Annotated in this window: 15 protein-coding genes and 1 other annotated feature; all 15 genes read right to left on the bottom strand. The window is 49.5% G+C overall.

Annotated features, from left to right (window positions below):
* Positions 1-104: 104 nt before the first annotated feature.
* The gene (gene rpsG, locus KNO58_RS14665; protein WP_021066600.1) at positions 105-572 is read right to left on the bottom strand and encodes a 30S ribosomal protein S7; all 468 of its coding nucleotides are present in this window, start codon (positions 570-572) and stop codon (positions 105-107) included.
* A 48-nt stretch (positions 573-620) separates the two neighbouring features.
* Entirely contained in the window at positions 621-1,043 is a 423-nt protein-coding gene (gene rpsL / locus KNO58_RS14660) for a 30S ribosomal protein S12 (protein WP_012727683.1), read from the bottom strand.
* A gap of 288 nt (positions 1,044-1,331) precedes the next feature.
* A complete protein-coding gene (gene rpoC, locus KNO58_RS14655; RefSeq protein ID WP_029594428.1) occupies positions 1,332-4,931 on the bottom strand; it encodes a DNA-directed RNA polymerase subunit beta' in 3,600 nt (1,199 codons plus the stop codon).
* A 22-nt stretch (positions 4,932-4,953) separates the two neighbouring features.
* Positions 4,954-8,502 carry a DNA-directed RNA polymerase subunit beta gene (gene rpoB / locus KNO58_RS14650; protein ID WP_058765118.1) on the bottom strand — a complete coding sequence of 1,183 codons (3,549 nt, stop codon included), beginning with the start codon at positions 8,500-8,502 and terminating at the stop codon, positions 4,954-4,956.
* A gap of 193 nt (positions 8,503-8,695) precedes the next feature.
* Complete coding sequence (locus KNO58_RS14645; RefSeq protein WP_029594426.1) at positions 8,696-9,292, bottom strand: class I SAM-dependent methyltransferase; 597 nt, start codon at positions 9,290-9,292, stop codon at positions 8,696-8,698.
* 86 nt (positions 9,293-9,378) lie between these two features.
* On the bottom strand, positions 9,379-9,744 hold the full coding sequence (gene rplL / locus KNO58_RS14640) for a 50S ribosomal protein L7/L12 (protein WP_024372175.1): 366 nt from the start codon (positions 9,742-9,744) through the stop codon (positions 9,379-9,381).
* 59 nt (positions 9,745-9,803) lie between these two features.
* Complete coding sequence (gene rplJ / locus KNO58_RS14635; protein WP_214755087.1) at positions 9,804-10,310, bottom strand: 50S ribosomal protein L10; 507 nt, start codon at positions 10,308-10,310, stop codon at positions 9,804-9,806.
* 45 nt (positions 10,311-10,355) lie between these two features.
* Positions 10,356-10,509, bottom strand: a sequence feature (ribosomal protein L10 leader region).
* A gap of 59 nt (positions 10,510-10,568) precedes the next feature.
* Complete coding sequence (rplA, locus tag KNO58_RS14630) at positions 10,569-11,255, bottom strand: 50S ribosomal protein L1 (RefSeq protein ID WP_214755084.1); 687 nt, start codon at positions 11,253-11,255, stop codon at positions 10,569-10,571.
* Positions 11,256-11,353: 98 nt separating this feature from the next.
* The gene (gene rplK, locus KNO58_RS14625; protein ID WP_021066593.1) at positions 11,354-11,779 is read right to left on the bottom strand and encodes a 50S ribosomal protein L11; all 426 of its coding nucleotides are present in this window, start codon (positions 11,777-11,779) and stop codon (positions 11,354-11,356) included.
* Positions 11,780-11,925: 146 nt separating this feature from the next.
* Entirely contained in the window at positions 11,926-12,477 is a 552-nt protein-coding gene (gene nusG, locus KNO58_RS14620) for a transcription termination/antitermination protein NusG (protein ID WP_128124035.1), read from the bottom strand.
* Between the two features lie 17 nt (positions 12,478-12,494).
* Positions 12,495-12,665, bottom strand: coding sequence for a preprotein translocase subunit SecE (secE, locus tag KNO58_RS14615; protein ID WP_012727692.1), 171 nt, complete (start codon positions 12,663-12,665; stop codon positions 12,495-12,497).
* 34 nt (positions 12,666-12,699) lie between these two features.
* Complete coding sequence (gene rpmG / locus KNO58_RS14610) at positions 12,700-12,846, bottom strand: 50S ribosomal protein L33 (protein ID WP_214720358.1); 147 nt, start codon at positions 12,844-12,846, stop codon at positions 12,700-12,702.
* Positions 12,847-12,974: 128 nt separating this feature from the next.
* Positions 12,975-13,616, bottom strand: a complete 642-nt coding sequence (sigH, locus tag KNO58_RS14605; protein ID WP_214755082.1) for an RNA polymerase sporulation sigma factor SigH — start codon at positions 13,614-13,616, stop codon at positions 12,975-12,977.
* Positions 13,617-13,836: 220 nt separating this feature from the next.
* A complete protein-coding gene (locus KNO58_RS14600) occupies positions 13,837-14,364 on the bottom strand; it encodes an NYN domain-containing protein (RefSeq protein ID WP_214720357.1) in 528 nt (175 codons plus the stop codon).
* The gene (rlmB, locus tag KNO58_RS14595) at positions 14,361-15,110 is read right to left on the bottom strand and encodes a 23S rRNA (guanosine(2251)-2'-O)-methyltransferase RlmB (protein WP_029594424.1); all 750 of its coding nucleotides are present in this window, start codon (positions 15,108-15,110) and stop codon (positions 14,361-14,363) included. Before rlmB ends, KNO58_RS14600 begins: the two co-directional genes overlap by 4 nt.
* Positions 15,111-15,212 lie beyond the last annotated feature (102 nt).

Here is a 15,212-nt window from a genome sequence, read left to right as displayed (position 1 = left end):
CCTTCCGCATGTGTTTTTCGTGTGCTGGCACACGATATGATTATACCCGAAAGCCACTCCATTAAGCCACCGCTTGGTGACGTGGAGTGGTCTTTACGTTTAACTTACCAACGATAGTGAGCAAACGCTTTGTTCGCTTCTGCCATCTTATGCATGTCTTCGCGTTTCTTAACAGACGCACCAGTGTTATTGGCTGCATCCATGATTTCGTTCGCGATACGTTGCTCCATCGTTTTCTCGTTGCGGAGACGAGCGTAGTTCACGAGGTAACGAAGACCAAGTGTCGTACGGCGCTCTGGACGAACTTCAACAGGAACTTGGTAGTTTGCTCCACCAACACGGCGAGCTTTAACTTCAAGTACAGGCATGATGTTGTTCATTGCTTCTTCGAACACTTCCATAGGCTCTTTGCCTGAGCGTTCAGCGATGAGGCCAAATGCGTTGTAAATGATAGTTTGAGCTGTACCTTTTTTACCGTCTAACATGACACGGTTAATGAGGCGAGTTACCAATTTCGAGTTGTAGATCGGATCTGCGATAACGTCACGACGTTCTGCACGGTTTTTACGCATCCGAGTACCCTCCTTTCAAAATTTCAGTAGTTTTTAGTTTCGCGAGAATTACTTCTTCGCAGCTTTCGGACGTTTCGTACCGTATTTAGAACGGCCTTGCATACGTCCGTCAACACCTGCAGTGTCAAGCGCACCACGAACGATGTGGTAACGTACCCCTGGTAAGTCTTTTACACGTCCTCCACGGATAAGAACAACGCTGTGCTCTTGAAGGTTGTGGCCAATACCTGGAATGTACGCAGTCACTTCGATTTGGTTAGTCAAACGAACACGAGCATACTTACGTAATGCCGAGTTCGGTTTCTTCGGAGTCATTGTACCAACACGTGTACAAACACCACGTTTCTGTGGCGAGCTCACGTTAGTTTGTGACTTGATGAAACTGTTGTAACCTTTGTTAAGTGCTGGAGAGTCAGATTTAACGACTTTCGATTTACGTCCTTTACGGACTAGCTGGTTGATAGTAGGCATCTTTGAAGATCCTCCCTTCCTGAATTATGCTATTTTCTAGACCCACCGACCCGGGTGGTTCATTTAAGGTCATAACGAAACGCTTTTACGAGGCGTAGGCATTCCATGACCTCGCAAAAACGTGAGTTATACCTTGAAAGTGGCAATAATAGCAGCCAAACCTTTCCGGAGAAAGATCGGGTGACGTCCAAGTAGCTTGCCGACTGCTGGACACCGTTGTCATCGACAACAACCGATTGGCGGCACTAAATCATAGTAGCACCGCCAACCCATGCTGTCAAGACGTTTTTATTCTACCGTCGTGTCTTCGAGAACGGCTTTCGTCTCTTCTTCTTTGAGTTTAACATCACGGTAAACCGGCATCCCAGTACCAGCTGGAACGAGTTTCCCGATGATGACGTTCTCTTTGAGTCCGAGGAGATAGTCGCGCTTGCCTTTGATGGCAGCATCTGTCAATACACGAGTCGTTTCTTGGAACGAAGCGGCCGAGAGGAACGAATCTGTCTCAAGCGACGCTTTTGTGATTCCGAGAAGGACCGGTTTCGCTGTTGCCGGGCTCTTGCCTTCGCGAAGCGTATCTTTACACGCTTCTTTGAAGACGCTGATATCGACGAGCGAACCAGGGAGAAGCGGCGTGTCACCAGACTCGATGACTTTGACGCGACGAAGCATTTGACGAACCATGACTTCGACGTGTTTGTCGCCGATTTCTACCCCTTGCATGCGGTAAACTTTTTGTACTTCTTGAAGAAGATAGTTTTGAACACCAGATACACCACGGACGGCGAGCAATTCTTTCGGATCGATCGAACCTTCCGTAAAGACTTCTCCGGCTTCTACTGTATCTCCGATTTGAACACGAAGACGTGCTCCGAACGGAATCGTGTACGTACGTGTCTCACTGAGTCCTTCGACCGTGAGTTCACGCTTGTCACGCGATTCTGTAAAGTCGATGACCGTACCAGGGATTTCCGAGATGACCGCTTGCCCTTTCGGGTTACGAGCCTCGAATACCTCTTGGATACGTGGAAGACCTTGTGTGATATCATCTCCGGCTACACCACCTGTGTGGAAGGTACGCATTGTAAGCTGCGTTCCTGGCTCACCGATTGATTGCGCGGCGATGATTCCGACAGCTTCGCCGACTTCAACGTTCGAGCCAGTCGCCAAGTTGCGGCCGTAACATTTTTTACATACGCCGTGTGACGTGTTACATGTAAAGGCTGTACGGATTTCAACTCGTTCGATTCCAGCGTCGACGATGTCGCGAGCGAGATCTTCGGTAATCAATTGGTTCTTCTCGACCATGACTTCACCCGTTTCCGGATGTGCCACTGTCTCGAACGCTGTACGGCCGACGAGGCGGTCATACAAGTTTTCGATTTCTTCCGTGCCTTCGCGGAGTGCGGCGACGCGGATTCCGCGGTCCGTTCCACAATCTTCTTCACGGATGATGACATCTTGGGCTACGTCAACGAGACGACGCGTCAAGTAACCTGAGTCAGCCGTCTTAAGGGCTGTATCGGCAAGACCTTTACGCGCACCGTGCGTCGAGATGAAGTACTCTTGTACCGTCAAACCTTCACGGAATGAAGATTTGATCGGAAGTTCGATGATGCGGCCAGATGGAGCGGCCATCAAACCACGCATCCCTGCGAGCTGCGTGAAGTTGGACGCGTTACCACGGGCACCTGAGTCAGACATCATGAAGATTGGGTTCAAGCGATTGAGGGATTTCATCAATCGTGATTGAATCTCATCCTTCGCTTCGTTCCAAGAGCGTACAACGCGCTCGTAACGCTCATCTTCAGTGATGAGACCGCGACGGAATGACTTCATGATTTGATCGACTTGGGTTTGCGCTTCATCAAGGATCTCTTGTTTGTCCGGAAGAACGATGATATCGGCGATTCCGACCGTCACACCGGCTTTCGTCGAGTGTTTGAAGCCGAGATCTTTCATCCGGTCAAGCATGCGGCTTGTTTCAGTCGTTTCGAACTTCTGGAACACTTCCGCAATGACTTTTCCAAGGAATCCTTTTTTGAACGGCTCGACCAAAGGACGCGAGGCGATTTCTTCCGCCACGTTGGCACCTTTGTCGATGAAGTACTTGTCAGGCGTTGCTTCCTGCAAGTTTTCCATCGTCGGCTCGTTCAAGTATGGGAACGTGTTCGGCAAGATCTCGTTAAAGATCATCTTACCGACCGTTGTGATCAACAATTTCTCGTTTTGCTCATCTGTGAACGTTGGGTTGTTGAGCGTACGTGCTGGAAGAGCGACACGTGTATGCAAGTGGACATAGCCATTTTGATACGCGATGAGCGCTTCGTTCACGTTCGACAAAATTTTCCCTTGTCCGACGGCATCGTCGCGTTCAAGCGAGATGTAGTAGTTACCGAGGACCATATCCTGCGATGGTGTAACAACTGGTTTTCCGTCTTTCGGGTTCAAGATGTTTTGCGCTGCGAGCATGAGAAGACGAGCTTCCGCTTGTGCTTCAGCAGAAAGTGGTACGTGAACCGCCATTTGGTCACCATCGAAGTCGGCGTTGTAAGCCGTACATACGAGCGGGTGAAGGCGAATAGCGCGACCTTCGACGAGAATCGGTTCGAAAGCTTGAATCCCTAGGCGGTGAAGCGTTGGGGCACGGTTCAAGAGAACCGGATGCTCACGAATGACTTCTTCGAGGACGCCCCAGATTTCTGGTTGCATCTTCTCAATCTTACGTTTGGCGTTCTTGATGTTCGACGCGATGCCGCGACCGACAAGTTCTTTCATCACGAACGGTTTGAAGAGTTCAAGGGCCATCTCTTTCGGGAGACCACATTGGTACATCTTCAAGTTCGGACCAACGACGATAACCGAACGTCCTGAATAGTCGACCCGTTTACCAAGAAGGTTTTGACGGAAACGACCTTGTTTCCCTTTCAACATATGTGAAAGTGATTTGAGGGGACGGTTACCTGGTCCTGTGACCGGACGACCACGACGACCGTTGTCGATGAGGGCGTCAACCGCTTCTTGAAGCATACGCTTCTCGTTTTGCACGATGATGTTCGGCGCGCCGAGATCGAGCAAACGTTTGAGACGGTTGTTCCGGTTGATGACTCGACGATACAAATCGTTCAAGTCAGATGTCGCAAAGCGTCCACCGTCGAGCTGCACCATCGGGCGAAGCTCTGGCGGAATGACAGGAAGTACTTCAAGAATCATCCAATCTGGATCATTGCCTGACGTGAAGAACGCATCGAGCACTTCAAGACGTTTAATCGCACGTGTACGACGTTGGCCTTGAACCGTCTTCAATTCTTCGCGGAGTTCTCCGACTTCCTTCTCGAGTTGAACGTCTTGAAGGAGTGTACGGATCGCTTCTGCACCCATGTCTGCTCTGAAGTCGCTGCCGTATTTTTCACGGTAGAGACGGTATTCTTTTTCCGAGAGAAGTTGTTTCTTCTCAAGCGGAGTATCACCTGGCTCTGTCACAACGTACGACGCGAAGTAGATTACTTCTTCGAGCGCACGTGGTGACATATCGAGAACAAGCCCCATTCGGCTTGGAATCCCTTTGAAGTACCAGATGTGCGAAACTGGTGCCGCGAGCTCGATATGGCCCATACGCTCGCGACGCACTTTCGCTTTCGTCACTTCAACGCCACAACGATCACAAATGACTCCTTTATAACGGATCCGTTTGTATTTCCCGCAGTAACATTCCCAGTCTTTCGTAGGACCGAAGATTCGTTCACAGAACAATCCGTCCTTCTCTGGTTTAAGTGTACGATAGTTGATCGTTTCCGGCTTTTTGACTTCCCCGTAAGACCACGAACGGATCTTCTCGGGTGAAGCCAAGCCGATTTTCATATATTCAAATCGATTAACATCTACCAAGGGGCCGACCTCCCTTTTCGCCTTATTCCTCTTCCGTAACAGTCGGTTGAACGACTTGTTCTAACGCCGATGTTGCGTTCGGGATGTTGTCGTCATCTTCATCTTTCATTTCAACTTCTTCATCGTCCGCAGACATCATCTTGACTTCCATACCGAGCGCTTGGAGCTCTTTAATCAAGACGCGGAACGACTCAGGAACGCCCGCTTTCGGAACGCTCTCACCTTTCACGATGGCCTCGTATGCTTTCACACGACCAACCGTGTCATCCGACTTGATTGTAAGGATCTCTTGGAGCGTGTAGGCTGCGCCGTACGCTTCAAGTGCCCATACTTCCATCTCACCGAAACGCTGTCCACCGAACTGTGCTTTACCACCGAGCGGTTGTTGCGTGACGAGCGAGTATGGTCCTGTCGAACGAGCGTGAAGTTTATCGTCAACCATGTGCGCGAGTTTGATCATATACATGACACCGACCGAGACGCGGTTATCGAACGGTTCACCAGTACGACCGTCGTAGAGACGAGTCTTGGCATCTTTGTCCATTCCAGCTTCTTCAATCGTTGCCCATACGTCTTCCTCACGCGCACCATCGAATACAGGTGTCGCCACTTTGATGCCGAGCTTTTTAGCCGCCATTCCAAGGTGGAGTTCGAGTACCTGACCGATGTTCATCCGTGATGGTACACCTAGTGGGTTAAGCATGATGTCAATCGGTGTGCCGTCCGGCATGTATGGCATGTCTTCTTCAGGGAGAATGCGCGAGATAACACCTTTGTTACCGTGACGTCCCGCCATCTTATCCCCTTCGTGAATCTTACGTTTTTGAACGATGTAGACACGAACCATTTGGTTCACGCCTGGTGAGAGTTCGTCACCGTTTTCACGGTCGAACACTTTGACGTCCAAGATGATGCCGTCGCCGCCGTTTGGTACACGGAGTGACGTATCACGGACTTCACGTGCCTTCTCACCGAAGATCGCGTGCAAGAGACGCTCTTCCGCCGTCAATTCAGTCACACCTTTAGGCGTAACTTTACCGACGAGGATATCGCCATCCTTGACTTCCGCACCGATGCGGATGATCCCACGGTCGTCCAAGTTGCGAAGTGCGTCATCCCCGACGTTTGGAATATCACGTGTGATTTCCTCAGGTCCGAGTTTCGTGTCGCGTGATTCTGACTCGTACTCTTCGATATGAATCGATGTGTACACGTCATCTTTCACGAGGCGTTCACTCATGATGATCGCATCCTCATAGTTGTAACCGTCCCATGTCATGAAGGCGACGACGACGTTACGGCCGAGCGCGAGCTCACCCATATCCATCGACGGACCGTCAGCAAGGATTTCTCCTTTTTCGACACGGTCGCCAGCGGCGATGATCGGCTTCTGGTTGTAGCATGTCCCTTGGTTCGAACGGACATACTTTTGGAGTTTGTAGCGGTCAAGGTCACCTGATACCTCAGAACCGTTCACGTCAGACGTGCGGCGGACCAAGATTTCACGCGCTGTGACACGCTCGACGACACCTGGGAATTTCGCGATAATCGCGGCCCCAGAGTCTTTCGCTGACACATACTCCATCCCAGTACCAATAATCGGTGAATCTGGTTGAAGAAGTGGTACAGCTTGACGTTGCATGTTCGCTCCCATGAGGGCACGGTTCGAGTCATCGTTCTCAAGGAACGGGATACATGCCGTTGCGGCAGAAACAACCTGTTTCGGCGAAACGTCCATATAATCGACTCGGTTCGGCTCAACTGACAAGTTTTGTCCGCGGAAACGGCAAAGGACTTGTTCGTTGGCGAATCCGCCTTCTTCTGTGAGCGGCATGTTCGCCTGGGCGACGACGTAGAGATCTTCTTCATCCGCCGTCATATATTGAATCTCGCTCGTGACGAGACCTGTTTCAGGGTCGACTCGACGGTACGGAGCTTCAATGAAGCCGTACTCGTTTACTTTCGCATAAGACGAAAGCGAGTTGATGAGACCGATGTTTGGTCCTTCTGGCGTTTCGATTGGACACATCCGACCGTAGTGCGAATAGTGAACGTCTCGAACTTCGAAACCGGCACGCTCACGTGTCAAACCACCCGGTCCAAGTGCAGAGAGACGACGCTTGTGCGTGAGCTCTGCGAGCGGGTTTGTTTGGTCCATGAACTGTGACAATTGCGAACTACCGAAGAACTCTTTCAGCGACGCGATTACCGGGCGAATGTTGATTAACGCCTGTGGTGTGATCGCGTTTTGATCTTGAATCGACATCCGTTCTTTAACGACACGTTCCATACGAGAAAGCCCGATCCGGAATTGGTTTTGGAGAAGTTCTCCGACTGAACGAAGACGACGGTTTCCTAAGTGGTCGATGTCATCTGTTGTTCCGACTTCGTGTAGTAAGTTAAAGAAGTAGTTGATCGATGCGATGATATCAGCCGGCGTGATGTGTTTCACGCTGCGGTCGATATTGCCGTTACCGATAATGTTCAAGATACGCTCTCCATCTGGGTCATCTGGTGAGATTACTTTGATCGATTGAAGACCGAACGGTTCACCTTCAGCGACGCCGCCTGTCGGCTCAGCATCCATATAACCGAGGCCGTTCTCCAAGTGTGGAAGAACGCGGTCAAGGTTGCGACGATCGAGGACAGTTCCAGCTTCAGCGATGACTTCGCCTGTTTCTGGGTCAACGAGCGTCTCGGCCAATTTTTGACCGAAGAGACGGTTTTTAAGATGAAGTTTTTTGTTCATCTTGTAGCGACCGACGTTTGCGAGGTCGTAACGTTTTGGGTCGAAGAAACGAGAAACGAGAAGTGACTTCGCGTTCTCAACCGTTGGTGGTTCACCAGGGCGGAGACGCTCGTAAATTTCGATTAACGCTTTTTCTGTTGATTCGGTATTATCTTTTTCAAGGGTGTTACGAAGATACTCGTCATCCCCGAGAAGGTCGATAATCTCTTGGTCCGTACCGAAACCGAGGGCACGCAACAATACCGTTACCGGGATTTTGCGGGTACGGTCAATACGAACGTAAACGATATCTTTGGCATCTGTCTCAAGTTCGAGCCATGCACCACGGTTCGGAATCACAGTCGCTCCGAAGCCACGCTTACCGTTTTTATCGAGTTTCGCGTTGTAATAAACGCTTGGTGAACGAACGAGCTGGGAAACGATAACGCGTTCTGCACCGTTAATGATAAACGTTCCCGATTCTGTCATGAGCGGGAAATCCCCCATGAACACTTCTTGTTCTTTGAGCTCACCTGTCTCTTTGTTTTGCAAACGTACTTTTACGCGCAATGGCGCAGAGTAAGTTACGTCTCGCTCCTTCGACTCATCGATCGAATACTTCGGCTCACTGAGCGAATAGTCGATGAACTCGAGCACGAGGTTTCCGGTGAAGTCGGAGATTGGCGAAATGTCCGTAAACATCTCTTTCAATCCTTCACGCAAGAACCACTCGTAAGAAGCAGTTTGAATTTCAATCAAATTCGGAAGCTCTAATACCTCACTGATACGGGCAAAGCTTCTTCTCTGACGGTGACGACCGTACTGAACAAGTTGACCAGTCAACTGATTCACCTCTCAGACCCCCAATTCTCTATCGAATTTTTCGGGCGTAATAATCGAACATTGTCATTGAATGTCGCCTCTTTTCCGCGTCTAAAAAGCGGCAAACGCGGCAGTTCAAAGCGAATTCCATTCCAATGGCATTTTATAATGTTAGCATATACGTTATAGCGAGTCAACAAGACTTCACCGTTTGTCAAGAGCGAATTGCTCGGAAAATAAAATACCCTTTTTCTTTCGCGACCGTCTCGACTTGACCGAACACATCTTCAAGCAACTTCTTGGCAGAAGGCGCTCCTTGTTTCTTTTGGATAACGACGTAGAGCGCTCCACCTACGACCAGGTGTGTATACGCGTCGCGCAAAATCGTGTGGACCACTTGTTTCCCGGCCCGAATCGGCGGATTGGTCACGATTGCGGCGAACTGTTCATCACCGACTCCGTCATAAGCGTGGCTGAGTCGCGTCTCAATCGTCACCCCGTTTTGGGCGGCGTTTTGCTCTGACAAGGCAAGCGCTCGCTCGTTCACGTCGACGAGGAGTGCTTCACGCCCAGAGGCGTCGGCAAGCGAGATCCCCATCGGACCGTAGCCGCAGCCCACATCTAAAATGCGTCCTTCAACATCAGGCACTTCAAATGATTCGATTAAGAGACGTGACCCAAAATCGACCGATCCTTTCGAGAACACGCCGCGGTCCGAGGTGAAGCGATATGTCTTCCCTCGTAACTCAAACGTCCATGTCTCAGGGGCACTTTTCGAACTAGGGTCGTTCGTATAGTAATGATCTCCCATGCATTGAACCTCCTAACCCACTCTTCAAGGAAATAAAAGAAGCTCGCCATAGCGAGCTTCTATAGGTTGTAGAAGTAAAAGTTAGATTACTTAACTTCGACAGTTGCGCCAGCTTCTTCAAGCTTAGCTTTGACTGCGTCTGCATCTTCTTTAGAAACGCCTTCTTTGACTGGAGCTGGAGTTCCGTCAACGAGTGCTTTTGCTTCTTTAAGACCGAGGCCTGTAAGTTCACGTACCGCTTTGATGACGTTAATTTTACCAGCGCCAGCGTTTGTGAGGATTACGTCGAATTCAGTTTGCTCTTCAGCTGCTGCTGCGCCTGCACCTGCAACTGCTACTGGAGCTGCTGCTGATACGCCGAATTCTTCTTCGATTGTTTTTACGAGTTCGTTAAGTTCGAGAACCGTCATTGATTTGAGGTCTTCGATGAATTGCTCTTTGTTGAAAGCCATTATGGTTTTCCTCCTTTGATGTTGTAAAGATTGGTTTTGGTTACGCTACGAGACAAAAATTAAGCAGTTTGCTCTTCTTTTTGTTCTGCGATTGCGTTTGTTGCGACTGCGAGCCCACGGATTGGAGCTTGAAGGACGCTGAGAAGCATCGAGAGAAGACCATCGCGTGATGGAAGTTCTGCAAGGGCTTTAACTTCTTCAAGTGAAGTTACTTTGCCTTCGATGATTCCGCCTTTCAATTCGAGCGCTTTGTGCTCTTTCGAGAAGTCGTTCAAGATCTTCGCTGGAGCTACAACGTCTTCGTTCGAGAACGCGATTGCTGTAGGACCTGTGAAGACTTCGTCAAGACCTTCGAAGTTCGACTGAGCTGCCGCGCGGCGAAGGAGACCGTTTTTGTATACTTTGAACTCGATTCCAGCGTCACGGAGTGATTTACGGAGTGTAGTCACTTCTTCAACTGTAAGTCCACGGTAGTCAACAACGATTGTCCCAACGCTTGCTTGCATTTTCTCAGCGATTTCGTCAACGAGTAACGATTTCTGAGCTACGATTTTTTCGCTTGCCATGTGTTTGCACCTCCTAGTCATTTCTTATACCGGACGAGAGGCTGCTCTTCAAAAAGAAATCCCTCGTATGAAGACATACGAGGGCGTAATTGTTTGAAAGTAAACCTGTGACAACAGGCTCAAGTTCGAGCAAAGACACCTCGGAAGGGTTTACGGACCGATGTCCACCTTCTGTCTACGGTAATCCAACATATTCGGTTGAACGTGTATTACTTTAACAGCGGTATCACACGTTGTCAACAGTTTATTTCAAGTAGATTACTTGATGAAGTCGGCAGTCGCGACACGGATCCCAGGACCCATTGTCGAAGAAAGCGCGATGTTTTTAAGGTAAGTTCCTTTTGCAGTAGCAGGCTTCACTTTCATGAGCGTCTCGATGATAGTCTCGATGTTCTCAGAGAGTTTCGTTGCTTCAAACGATTTCTTACCAACTGGTACGTGGATGTTACCGGCTTTGTCAACGCGGTACTCTACTTTACCAGCTTTGATGTCAGCGATTGCTTTCGTCACATCAAACGTAACTGTGCCTGTTTTCGGGTTAGGCATGAGGCCTTTAGGTCCGAGAACACGACCAAGTTTACCAACTTCGCCCATCATATCAGGTGTCGCAACGATTACATCGAAGTCGAACCATCCTTGTTGGATTTTAGTGATGAACTCAGAGTCACCGACGTAGTCAGCGCCAGCCGCTTCAGCTTCTTTAACTTTTTCGCCTTTTGCGAAGACGAGAACTTTTTGTGTTTTACCAGTACCGTGTGGAAGTACGACGGCACCGCGGATTTGTTGGTCCGCTTTCTTCGGATCTACGCCGAGACGGACAGCAACTTCGATTGTTTCATCGAATTTAGCAGTAGCTGTTTTTTGAACGAGTTCAACGGCCTCAGCGAGTTCGTATGACTTCGTGCGGTCAACAAGCTTAGCTGCTTCTTGGTGTTTTTTACCCATGATTCTTTTCCTCCTTGTGGTTAGCGGAATTTCCTCCCACATAATGAAGGGATTGAAGGTGAGCATAATATTCACCGACAATCCCAGAGACTAATAAATTAGTCTTCGATTACAATACCCATACTACGCGCAGTACCTTCAACCATAAGCATCGCTGTTTCAACAGACGACGCGTTAAGGTCAGGCATTTTAAGTTCAGCGATTTCGCGAACTTTATCACGCTTAACCGTTGCTACCTTCTTACGGTTTGGTTCACCAGAACCGCTCTCGATACCAGCAGCTTTCTTCAAAAGAACTGCAGCTGGTGGAGTTTTCGTAATGAATGTAAACGAACGATCTTCGTATACCGTAATGACTACAGGAATAATCAATCCGGCTTGGTCTTGTGTACGAGCGTTGAACTCTTTACAGAATCCCATGATGTTAACACCTGCTTGACCAAGTGCTGGTCCTACTGGTGGTGCTGGGTTAGCTTTACCAGCTGGGATTTGAAGTTTAACGAGTTTAGTAACTTTTTTCGCCACGAGACACACCTCCTTAAGTCTAAAATGTGGTTTCTTGGACGTTGTGCGCCCTCCCACTCAATCTATTAGGTCGAGTTTGTACCGAAATAAAGCACAACATCAAACATTTCCGATTGTACCATCCGTTTCCGAAGATGGCAAGTGGTTTAGTTAATTTTCTGAACTTGTTCGAAATCAAGTTCGATTTTTGTTTCACGGCCGAACATGTCAACGACAACTTTGAGCTTCTCTTTCTCGGCTTCGATTTCATCAATCGTTCCTTCGAAGTTCTCAAATGCGCCTTCTTTGACACGGACGAGGTCGCCGAGTTCGTAGTTGTAACGATCTTTCTTCTCGATGAGACCCATCTGTGACAAGACGTTCGTCACTTCGTCCGGTTGAAGCGGAATCGGCTTAGCGCCGCCGCCCGTCGAACCGAGGAAGCCTGTGACGTTCGGTGTGTTCCGAACGACATACCATGAATCATCCGTCATGATCATTTCGACGAAGACGTAACCTGGGAAGCTTTTCACTTCTTTTTCTTTAATCTTCTTCTCGCCACTCTTGAGCGTGACTTCTTCTTGCGTTGTTTCAGTCGGAACGAGGACGCGGAAAATTTTATCTTCCATGTTCATCGAACCGATTCGACGTTCTAGGTTTTCTTTGACGTTGTTTTCAAATCCAGAATACGTCTGGACAACAAACCATTGTTTCTCCACGGCTTTCACCTCTTTCCTTAGTTAATCAATAGGTTGACGAGATAACTGACACCAGTATCTACGCCGAACACGAACAGGCCGATCACGACGACCGTCGCGATGACCGTGATGGTATATTTTGTGAGCTCTTTACGAGTCGGCCAACTCGTTTTCTTTAACTCTTTCCATACATCGCGCAAAAAGTTCATGGTAGCTTCCTCCTACGTTGAATGCCAATCTACGTTACTTTGATTCTCGATGTGTCGTATGTGCATTGCAACGACGACAGAACTTTTTCAGTTCGAGCCGCGTCGTCACGTCGTCTTGCTTCACGGTCGAGTAACCGTTCGCTCCGCAATCCGAACACGCGAGACTTACTTTCTTTGCCATTCATAAGCGCCCCTTTCGACAGCTCTCCCACTAAAAAAGAGCGAAAAAAAAACGCCTCCTGTAAATGGCGTCTACGGACAAGGCGCTGCCTTAAAAGTATCACATAGGAGGCGTGCGGTCAATATCGGTTAGCTCGTCAGCGTTTTGACGTCGACATGCCGCTCAAACTTTTTCTTCACGCGCTGTAACGCGTTATCAATCGACTTCACGTGACGGTCGAGGTCGTCTGAGATTTCTTGATACGAACGGCCGTCCAAATAAAGACGTAACACTTTTCGTTCCAAGTCACTCAGGAGCTCTTCCATCTTTTCTTCCATGAACAGTTGCTCTTCACGCGTGACGAGCAGATCTTGCGGGTCCGTCGGATGCGGCGGCAAAATCACATCAAGTAGCGTCCGGTCCGACTCGTCGTCAAAAATCGGCTTATCGAGCGAGACGTAAGAGTTGAGCGGAATATGTTTTTGACGTGTCGCCGTTTTAATGGCAGTGATCATTTGACGCGTGATGCACATCTCGGCAAAACTTTTGAACGAGGCGAGCCGTTCGTCCCGATAGTCTCGCACGCCTTTATACAGACCAATCATCCCTTCCTGAACGATATCTTCATGGTCGGCACCAATCAAAAAGTAAGACCTTGCCTTCGCCCGTACGAAATATCGGTAACGTTCAATCAAAAACTCAAGAGCGTCGCTATCCCCTCCGTTACGCGCAAGAAAGACGAGCTCTTCGTCAGACATGTTTTCAAACTGCTCGTATGGCCATCCGTTCATGTTTCCTACCCCCCGGCGATTGATGAACTTATGTAAGTTTGTGCTCTCATTATAGGCGTCGTCTGAAACGACCGTCAAATAAAATTCTAAAAATTCCGTCAATTACAATTCGTGTAACTCATACATGTAATAGTATACAACATTTCTTTTCAAAAAAATGTCAAATTAAAAACAAAGACGAGTCCATTTCATGAACTCGTCCGTGAGTTTCGTCACCGCTTCATTTCCGGCGACGAATTTCTTCTAATCGAGCCCGCACGTCTGGCGTGAGGTCGATTGTTTTTCGGTTGGATCGGTCCTGCTCAAGCGCCGACCGTTCTTGGTCGATTAACTGTTGCGCCTGTTTCCAATCTTTGAGCAGTTCGGCCGCGGGTACACGTAGCGCACCTTGACCGAAGATGACCCATTGCTCGGTGAAATCGTTCGTCGCGACGAATAACGTGACGAGACGATCATCGACGAGTTCATGGGCGCGTCGCTCAATCCATTCATCTGCGGTCTCGTTCTCTTTCGTGTAGATGACCGCAATCCGACTCTGTTTCGCTTTCGACTCTCGTCCATAGCGCATATGCGCATCGAAGACGATCGTTACTTCACGACCGGTGACCGCCTGATACTCGGCCATCGCTTCAATCAAGTCGGTACGTGCCTTCTCAAAATCGATGTCGCGCAGCTTGCGAAGGTGTGGCCAAGCGCCAATGATGTTATACCCATCCACGAGGAGCAGTTCCCGTTTCTTGATACTCATGACAACGGGTTACGTGAGCGATGCACTTCATACAATAGAAGTGCGGCCGCGACCGAGGCGTTCAGCGATGTGACATGACCGACCATCGGCATGTGGACGAGGAAGTCACACGACTCGCGCACGAGACGGCTCATCCCTTTGCCCTCACTGCCGATGACAACGACGAGTGGCATGTTCCCATCGAGGCGGCGATAGTCTTGGCTCTCGCTCGCGTCCGTCCCGACGACCCATAACCCTTTTTCTTTCAACTCTTCAAGCGTCCGCGTCAAGTTCGTGACGCGTGCGACCGGGATGTACTCGATTGCGCCCGTTGATGCTTTCGCCACCGTCTGCGTCAATCCGACCGAGCGGCGCTTCGGAATGATGATTCCGTGGGCTCCGACCGCATCCGCCGTCCGAAGAATCGAACCGAGGTTGTGCGGGTCTTCGAGCTCATCGAGCAAGATAAAGAGTGGCGTTTCCCCTTTCGACTCAGCGAGCGCGAACATGTCTTCCACCGACTTATATTCGTAAGCGGCAACCGCGGCGACAACGCCTTGGTGATGTTCACTGCCGGCCATCTTCTCGAGTTTCGTCTTCGGGACGAATGAGATTTGGACTGACGCCTCATTGGCCATCCCGATGATTTGGGCGAGCGGCCCTTTCTGTTGGCCTTCCATGATGAAGACCTTGTTCATGTCACGTCCGCTCCGGAGCGCTTCCATGACCGGGTTGCGCCCGTATAAGAAGTCGATTCCTTCTTCCATCACATCGACTTCTTGGTAATCCGGTCGTTCTAGTTTCTGACGTTGCGGACGGTCGTTCCGTTCGCCACGTGGGCGTTCATTCCGTTCGCCGCGCGGACGGTC

This window comes from Exiguobacterium sp. J17977 (assembly GCF_018616375.1).
GTDB lineage: Bacteria > Bacillota > Bacilli > Exiguobacteriales > Exiguobacteriaceae > Exiguobacterium > Exiguobacterium mexicanum.
The sequence above is the reverse complement of the archived record's forward strand: the minus strand, read 5'-3'. Positions and strand labels throughout refer to the sequence as shown.

What these genes read in the sequence shown, in the direction of transcription:
- rpsG (WP_021066600.1), bottom strand. Translation starts at nt 572, where the DNA reads ATGCGTAAAAACCGTGCAGAACGTCGTGACGTTATCGCAGATCCGATC.
- rpsL (WP_012727683.1), bottom strand. Translation starts at nt 1,043, where the DNA reads ATGCCTACTATCAACCAGCTAGTCCGTAAAGGACGTAAATCGAAAGTC.
- KNO58_RS14645 (WP_029594426.1), bottom strand. Translation starts at nt 9,292, where the DNA reads ATGGGAGATCATTACTATACGAACGACCCTAGTTCGAAAAGTGCCCCT.
- rplL (WP_024372175.1), bottom strand. Translation starts at nt 9,744, where the DNA reads ATGGCTTTCAACAAAGAGCAATTCATCGAAGACCTCAAATCAATGACG.
- rplJ (WP_214755087.1), bottom strand. Translation starts at nt 10,310, where the DNA reads ATGGCAAGCGAAAAAATCGTAGCTCAGAAATCGTTACTCGTTGACGAA.
- rplA (WP_214755084.1), bottom strand. Translation starts at nt 11,255, where the DNA reads ATGGGTAAAAAACACCAAGAAGCAGCTAAGCTTGTTGACCGCACGAAG.
- secE (WP_012727692.1), bottom strand. Translation starts at nt 12,665, where the DNA reads ATGAACTTTTTGCGCGATGTATGGAAAGAGTTAAAGAAAACGAGTTGG.
- rpmG (WP_214720358.1), bottom strand. Translation starts at nt 12,846, where the DNA reads ATGGCAAAGAAAGTAAGTCTCGCGTGTTCGGATTGCGGAGCGAACGGT.
- sigH (WP_214755082.1), bottom strand. Translation starts at nt 13,616, where the DNA reads ATGAACGGATGGCCATACGAGCAGTTTGAAAACATGTCTGACGAAGAG.
- KNO58_RS14600 (WP_214720357.1), bottom strand. Translation starts at nt 14,364, where the DNA reads ATGAGTATCAAGAAACGGGAACTGCTCCTCGTGGATGGGTATAACATC.
- rlmB (WP_029594424.1), bottom strand. Translation starts at nt 15,110, where the DNA reads ATGGAAGAAGGAATCGACTTCTTATACGGGCGCAACCCGGTCATGGAA.